This window comes from Ottowia sp. (genome assembly GCF_035444425.1).
In the GTDB taxonomy this organism is placed as follows: Bacteria; Pseudomonadota; Gammaproteobacteria; order Burkholderiales; family Burkholderiaceae_C; genus Ottowia.
Genome location: NZ_DAOMOQ010000008.1, coordinates 100,247 through 107,010, shown reverse-complemented (window position 1 = coordinate 107,010; position 6,764 = coordinate 100,247). Strand labels below are relative to the sequence as shown.

Here is a 6,764-nt window from a genome sequence, read left to right as displayed (position 1 = left end):
CCATACCGGTCTGACTCAAGCCAAGGAGCCTCCACGAAAACCGGGGCGGTTCAGCTCCACCAACTCAGTGATAGCCCTGATCCGCCGCCACCTTGCCGCGGAACACGTGGTACGACCAGCCGGTGTAGCCGAGGATGATCGGCAGCAGGAAGGCCAGCCCCCACATCACGAAGCCTTGCGATGCCGGCGGCGACGAGGCGCCCCAGATGGTGAGGGTGGGCGGCACCAGGTAGGGCCACATGCCCAGCAGCAGGCCGGCGAAGCCGAGCGCGAACAGCGCCAGTGTCCACAGGAACGGCCGCGCGTCGTGCGGGCGCTCGGCGCGCGGACCGACGGCGGCGTCGCGCCAGAGGCACCAGGCGACGAGCAGCGTCAGCGCCGGCACCGGGGACAACCAGATGAAGTGGCCGTCCTCGAACCAGCGCGCCATCACGCGCGAGTCGTGGAACGGCAGCCACAGGCTGACCGCGGCCATGAAGAACAGCACGCCCAGCACCAGCGGCCGCGCCCAGCGCCGCGCCTGCTGGTGCAGCCTGCCCTCGGTCTTGAGGATCAGCCAGCCGGCGCCGAGCAGGGCGTAGCCGCAGAGCAGCGCCACGCCGGTCATGAGGGCGAACGGGCTGAGCCAGCCCCACAGGCCGCCGGTGTAGCGGCCGCCCTCCATTGGCAGGCCCTGTACCAGTGCGGCCAGGATCGTGCCCTGGCTGAGCGCGGCCACGAAGGAGCCCAGGCTGAAGGCCGCTCCCCAGGCTCTGCGCGCATGGCCGTGCGCCTTGAAGCGGAACTCGAACGCCACGCCGCGGAAGATCAGCCCCAGCAGCATCGCCAGCACCGGCAGGTAGAGCGACGACAGCACCAGCGCGTACGCCTTCGGAAAGGCCGCCATCAGGCCGGCGCCGCCCAACACCAGCCAGGTCCCGTTGCCGTCCCAGACCGGCGCCGCGGTGTTCATCATGTGGTCGAGCTGCGGGCCGTCGTCGGCCAGTGGCGCCAGGATGCCCAGGCCGAGCACGAAGCCGTCCAGCAGCACGTACATCAGGACGCCAAAGCCGATCGCGCCCAGCCAGGCGATCGGCAGCCAGAATGCGATGCCGTCGGCGGCGGTGCGGATCAGCTCGTCCGGGATCATGCGCGCGCTCCTTCGACGGCCTCGGTGATGTCGGATTCATCGCCGGCCGACATCGGGCGGGCGCCGGTCTTCACGCGGTGGTCGGACGGCGCTGTGCCAGGCGCTTTCTCTCCCGCTTTCGGTCCCTTCTTGAGCAGTTGCCGCAGATACCACATGCCGGCGCCAAAGATGATGGCGTAGACGGTGGCGTACGCCGCCAGCGACGAGGCCACGGCGGCGGCCTGCAGGGCCGGGTTGACGGCGTCGCGCGTGCGCATCAGGCCGTGGATCACCCAGGGCTGGCGGCCGATCTCGGTCACCCACCAGCCGGCCAGCAGCGCCACGAAGCCCGATCCGCTGAGCAGCTGCCAGCCGCGCAGGATCCATACCGACTGCTCCAGCCTGCCGCGCCACCAGGCCCAGGCCGAGGCCAGCACCACCAGCAACATCAGCAGGCCGATGCCGACCATCACGCGGAAGGCGTAGAACACCGGTGCCACCGGCGGGCGGTCCTCGGGCGGAACGCTGGTCAGCGTGGGGATCTCGCCGTCCAGGCTGTGCGTGAGGACCAGGCTGCCCAGGCGCGGAATGGCGACTTCCAGGTCGTTGCGCTCCTCGCTCTGGCGCGGCACCGCGAACAGCACCAGCGGCACGCCGGCACCTTCGCCGTGCGAGCGCCAGTGTCCTTCCATCGCCGCCACCTTGATCGGTTGGTGCTCCAGCGTGTTCAACCCGTGCAGGTCGCCCACCAGCACCTGCGCCGGCACCGTGATGGCACCGAAAACGATCGACAGGCGCAGCATCCTGAGCGCCATCTCGCGGTGCACGCCGCGCCGCAGGTACCAGGCGCCGACGCCGCCGATCACGAAGCAGGTCGTGATGAAGGCGGCCAGCACCATGTGCGTGAGCCGGTACGGAAACGAGGGGCTGAACACGATGGCCCACCAGTCGCCGGGCGAGAACACTCCGTCCTGCAGCACGTGGCCTTGCGGCGTCTGCATCCAGCTGATGGCGGCGATGATCCAGAAGGTGGAGATCAGTGTGCCCGCGGCCACCATGATGGTGCAGAAGAAGTGCACCGCCGGCCGCACCTTGTGGGCGCCGAACAGCATCACGCCCAGGAAGCCGGCCTCCAGGAAGAAGGCGGTGATCACCTCGTAGCTCAGCAGCGGGCCGAGCACGTTGCCGGCGCGCTCCGACAGCACCGGCCAGTTGGTGCCAAACTGGAAGCTCATCACGATGCCCGACACCACCCCCATGCCGAAGGAGATCGCGAACACCTTGCTCCAGAACCGGTACAGGTCCCACCACAGGCCCTCGCGCGTGCGCAGCCAGCGCCATTCCAGGAACACCAGCCAGCTCGCCAGGCCGATGGTGAAGGCCGGGAACAGGATGTGGAAGGAGATCAGGAACCCGAACTGGATGCGGGACAGCAGCAGCGCGTCCATGAGCGGCCATTGTGGGAGCGAGTGCTGCCGTGGCTTGTAGGCGGGTGCCGATGATGGGGGGCGGTGTACTAAAGCATCTTCGGCCTGGATGCATACAGTCTCAGGCGCTGGAACCTGGATATCGGCCCGTCCCCCGTGTGGGAGCGGCGGCAGCCGCGAATGGAGCTTGCGCCCGGCGCAGACGTTTGTTCGCGGCTGCCGCCGCGCCCACAGCCGCTACCACGACACAGCCAACCCGGTAGGTTGGCGGAGGGCAACGCGAACCCCGATAAAGGCCTGCACTTTGAATTCGCGCCTCCATGGTGTCAGCACTTGAGTCGAAGTTGCTCTGGATCTGCCGTGCGATCGCCCATGCCATGGTGCTTTGCGTGCTGCCACCAGGCAGAGCTATGCAAGCCATCACGCGCATGTCAGCGCCAGCGCACAAGAACAAGCTGCGCCAGACGACTCCGGGCAGGCGTCGACAGGCGCAGCATCAGCTTCCCCAATCCAACTGCAAAGGACCGTGCAATGAAACGCATCAACCTGACCGCCCTGGCGATTGCCGCCGGCATGGCGCTGTCGCCCAGCGTGATGGCGCAGGCGGCGCAGAACACGACCACCGTCGATCCGAAACCGCCGTCACAGCCGCAGCCTGGCCAGTACAACCCGGCCGGTCCGACCGCCGCACCGGCTGCGCCATCGCCCGCCGCCGCGCCGGCGCCGGCGACGCGCAGCACCAGCCCGAACCGCGCCACCCGGGCACCACGACCCGACCGCAACTGACCCGAAGCCGCGAAACCGCCAGCGGGTGCGCAACATGCGCAGCATCCGACTGGCGCGATGTCATCGCGTCTATTGCGCCGGCACCAGACGTCCAGGCCGCTGCCGCGTCCGCCAGTACAACCACCCCGCAATGCTCAGGTTGAGCAGGTTCCAGCCGATGCCGTTGATGAAGGCGGCGTCGTAGCTGCCGGTCATGTCGAAGATCCAGCCGCTCATCCAGCCGCCCAGCGCCATGCCGAGCAGGGTGGCCATGATGACGGCGCCGGTGCGGGCGCCGGCTTCGCGCGCCGGGAAATGCTCGCGCACGATGATGGCGTAGGCCGGCACGATGCCGCCCTGGAACAGCCCGAACAGCGCCGACACGACGTAGAGCGAGATCATGCCTTCCACCGGCAGGAACATGAGCAGCGCCACGCCCTGCAGCGCCGAGCCCAGCAGCAGGGTGCGCAGGCCGCCGATGTGGTCGCAGATCCAGCCCGACACCAGCCGGCTGACGATGCCCGAGAACAGCATCAGCGACAGCATCTCGGCGCCGCGCGCGGCGCCGTAGCCGAGGTCGGTGCAGTAGGCGACGATGTGCACCTGCGGCATCGACATGGCGACGCAGCAGGCCACGCCGGCCAGGCACAGCAGCCACTGCGCCTGCACCGGCGCCAGGCCGAAGGGGCGCTCGGTTGGCCAGGGCGTGACGCGCGCGGGCGCCGCCGCGCCGGTGGCTGGCAGCGTCAGCGCCGGCGGTGGGCGGCGCATGAAGAAGGCCAGCAGCAGCATGCCGATGCCGCAGACCAGGCCGAGCGTGATGTAGGTCGGGCGCCAGCCGTACTCGGCGATGCCCCATTGAGCCAGCGGCGGCCACAGGGTGCCGGCGATGTAGTTGCCGCTGGCGCACACCGCCATGGCGACGCCGCGCCGCTTGTTCCACCACAGGCCGGTGTCGGCCATCAGCGGCGCGAAGGTGGCGGCGCCGCCGAGCAGGCCGAGCAGCCCGTGCGCGATGCCGAACATCCACACATTGCCCGACAGCGCCGCCAGCACGTAGCCGCCCAGCACTGCGGCCGAACCCAGCCACAGCACGCGCGCGATGCCCCAGCGGTCGGCCCAGATGCCGGTCCACAGCCCGCCGATCCCAAGGCACACCATCATCACCGTGTAGGGCATCGAGGCGTCGGCGCGGCTGATGCCGAACTCGGCCTGCACCGCCGGCAGCACCACCGACACCACGTACATGGCGCTGTTGCCCAGCGTGACCAGCAGCACCGTCACCAGCAGGCGCCAGGCGGCGGTGCGCGAATCGATCAGGCTGGCGTCGGCTTGAAGCGTTCTCATGGGCAGGCGAGGGTGGCTGCTTACGCGGGCGTGGCGCTGGACTGCGGCGCCTGCGCCAGCCGTGCGATCAGCCCGTGCTCGGCCGGGCCATCGACCGGGATCCATACCCGCAGCGGGTTGCCGGGCGCCACCTCGATCGATTCGCCGTCAGCGTTCTTCATCACCTGAAGCTGCACGGTGCGGTTGCCCTGCGGCGTGATGATCTCGATCCAGTCGCCGACGGCGAAGCGGTTCTTGGTCTCGATCTCGGCCCAGCCATCGCGCGTGCTTTTCACCTCGCCGACGAACTGGCTGCGCGTGGCGACCGAGTGGCCGGTTTCGTAGTTCTGGTAGTTCTGAGCCGGGCGGCGTTCCAGGAAACCGGATGTGTAGCCCCGGTTGGCCAGGCCCTCCAGTTCGGTGATCAGCCGCGGGTCGAACGGCCGGCCGGCGACGGCGTCGTCGATGGCGCGGCGGTACACCTGTGCGGTGCGGGCAACGTAGTACAGGCTCTTGGTGCGGCCCTCGATCTTGAGCGAATCGACGCCGATGCGGGTCAGCTTCTCCACCAGCTCGACCGCGCGCAAGTCCTTGCTGTTCATGATGTAGGTGCCGTGCTCGTCTTCCATGATCGGCATCAGCTGGCCGGGGCGGCCTTCTTCCTCGATCAGGTAGACCTGATCGGCCTTGGGGTGGCGCTGGCCGCTGCCGGTGGTCGACAGGGCGTTTTCTTCCGCCTGCTCCTGCGCGGCGGCGAAGCTGAAGCCTTGCAGGTTGTCGGGAGTCGCCAGCGCCTCGCCGGTGTTGGGGTCGACGGCGGCGTCGTGGGTCTTGTAGTTCCAGCGGCAGGCGTTGGTGCAGGTGCCCTGGTTGGGGTCGCGGCGGTTGAAGTAGCCGCTCAGCAGGCAGCGCCCGCTGTAGGCGATGCACAGGGCGCCGTGCACGAACACCTCCAGCTCGATGTCGGGGCATTCCTGGCGGATCTGCTCGACCTCGGCCAGGCTCAGTTCGCGCGACAGGATGATGCGCGCCACGCCGATCTTCTGCCAGAACTTCACCGCCGCCCAGTTGGTGGTGTTGGCCTGCACGCTCAGGTGGATGGGGATGTGCGGCCACTGCTCGCGCACCAGCATGATCAGGCCGGCGTCGGCCATGATCAGGGCGTCCGGCTTGAGGGCGACGACCGGCTCCAGGTCGCGCAGGTAGGTGCGCAGCTTGTCGTTGTGGGCGATCAGGTTGCTGGTGACGAAGAACTTCCGGCCGCGCGCATGCGCCTCGGCGATGCCCAGCGCCAGCTGCTCCAGGCGGAACTCGTTGTTGCGCGCACGCAGGCTGTAGCGCGGCTGGCCGGCGTACACGGCATCGGCGCCGAAGTCGTAGGCGGCGCGCATCTTGTCCAGGTTGCCGGCGGGCAGCAGCAGTTCGGGGGCTCGGAGCGTCATGGGGCGCTATTGTCTGCGTTTGGCGACCGGCCTGCCGGCGGAACGCCGCTGTCTTGACTCGTGTCAAGATTGCGCGCTCTGCTTTCAGCTATCGTGCAATCAAGCAAAGATCGATATCAACCCCAAGGAGAAAACATGATCCGTGAAGTCGAAGGCGACATTCTGCTCAGCGAAGCCCAGGTGATCGCGCATGGCATTGCCACGCAGGATCCGTTCGATTCCGGCCTGGCGCTGGCGCTGCGCGAGCGCTTTCCGTCCATGGTCAAGGACTACCGCCACGCCATGCGCGCCAATGCGCCCGATACCGGCGACGTCTGGGTCTGGCGCGGCGTCAACGAGGATGGCTCGGTGCGCGGCATCGTCAACCTGCTGACCCAGGGCATGCAAAGCCAGGACAAGGCGGCGCGCCCGGTCAAGGCCAAGCTGGAGGACGTCAACCGCGCCCTGCGCGCGCTGGCCAAGCTGGTGCAGGACGAGGGCATCAAGAGCGTGGCGCTGCCGCGCCTGGCCACCGGCGTCGGCGCGCTGGACTGGGCCGAGGTCAAGCCGCTGATCCAGCAGCACCTGGGCGGGCTCGGCATCCCGGTGATCGTCTACGAGGTCTACCGAAAGGGCGAGAAGGCCGACGAGAAGCTGGCCTGATCCGGGCGCTCGCGCCCGGTCACCGAGCCAAGGCCCGGCAGGCGCGCCTGCCGG

General features: G+C 68.8%; 6 protein-coding genes. 2 read left to right on the top strand and 4 right to left on the bottom strand.

Translation table 11 applies throughout. The annotated features are described in order from the left end of the window. Nucleotides 1-64 precede the first annotated feature (64 nt). Nucleotides 65-1,129, bottom strand: coding sequence for a cytochrome d ubiquinol oxidase subunit II (gene cydB, locus PK606_RS05335; protein WP_324561454.1), 1,065 nt, complete (start codon nucleotides 1,127-1,129; stop codon nucleotides 65-67). After that, nucleotides 1,126-2,556 (bottom strand): cytochrome ubiquinol oxidase subunit I, encoded by a 1,431-nt coding sequence (locus tag PK606_RS05330; RefSeq protein WP_324561452.1) that lies wholly within the window; start codon nucleotides 2,554-2,556, stop codon nucleotides 1,126-1,128. The genes cydB and PK606_RS05330 overlap by 4 nt, the downstream gene beginning before the upstream one ends. Before the next feature lie 510 nt (nucleotides 2,557-3,066). On the opposite strand from PK606_RS05330, the gene PK606_RS05325 reads away from it, so the two are divergent. Further along, entirely contained in the window at nucleotides 3,067-3,321 is a 255-nt protein-coding gene (locus PK606_RS05325) for a hypothetical protein (protein ID WP_324561450.1), read from the top strand. A 69-nt stretch (nucleotides 3,322-3,390) separates the two neighbouring features. Here PK606_RS05325 and PK606_RS05320 read toward each other — a convergent pair whose 3' ends face one another. Together PK606_RS05320 and trhP are read right to left on the bottom strand one after the other, a co-directional pair. Beyond that, the gene (locus PK606_RS05320; protein ID WP_324561448.1) at nucleotides 3,391-4,647 is read right to left on the bottom strand and encodes an MFS transporter; all 1,257 of its coding nucleotides are present in this window, start codon (nucleotides 4,645-4,647) and stop codon (nucleotides 3,391-3,393) included. Nucleotides 4,648-4,667: 20 nt separating this feature from the next. Further along, nucleotides 4,668-6,068: a prephenate-dependent tRNA uridine(34) hydroxylase TrhP gene (gene trhP, locus PK606_RS05315; protein WP_324561446.1), complete on the bottom strand. Its 1,401-nt coding sequence runs from the start codon at nucleotides 6,066-6,068 to the stop codon at nucleotides 4,668-4,670. A 135-nt stretch (nucleotides 6,069-6,203) separates the two neighbouring features. Between trhP and PK606_RS05310 the strand changes: the two genes are divergently transcribed. Beyond that, nucleotides 6,204-6,710: a macro domain-containing protein gene (locus PK606_RS05310; protein ID WP_324561444.1), complete on the top strand. Its 507-nt coding sequence runs from the start codon at nucleotides 6,204-6,206 to the stop codon at nucleotides 6,708-6,710. Nucleotides 6,711-6,764 lie beyond the last annotated feature (54 nt).

Bases quoted from the DNA above. Each gene is read 5' to 3' on its own strand.
- cydB (WP_324561454.1), bottom strand. From the start codon at position 1,129: ATGATCCCGGACGAGCTGATCCGCACCGCCGCCGACGGCATCGCATTC.
- PK606_RS05330 (WP_324561452.1), bottom strand. From the start codon at position 2,556: ATGGACGCGCTGCTGCTGTCCCGCATCCAGTTCGGGTTCCTGATCTCC.
- PK606_RS05325 (WP_324561450.1), top strand. From the start codon at position 3,067: ATGAAACGCATCAACCTGACCGCCCTGGCGATTGCCGCCGGCATGGCG.
- PK606_RS05320 (WP_324561448.1), bottom strand. From the start codon at position 4,647: ATGAGAACGCTTCAAGCCGACGCCAGCCTGATCGATTCGCGCACCGCC.
- trhP (WP_324561446.1), bottom strand. From the start codon at position 6,068: ATGACGCTCCGAGCCCCCGAACTGCTGCTGCCCGCCGGCAACCTGGAC.
- PK606_RS05310 (WP_324561444.1), top strand. From the start codon at position 6,204: ATGATCCGTGAAGTCGAAGGCGACATTCTGCTCAGCGAAGCCCAGGTG.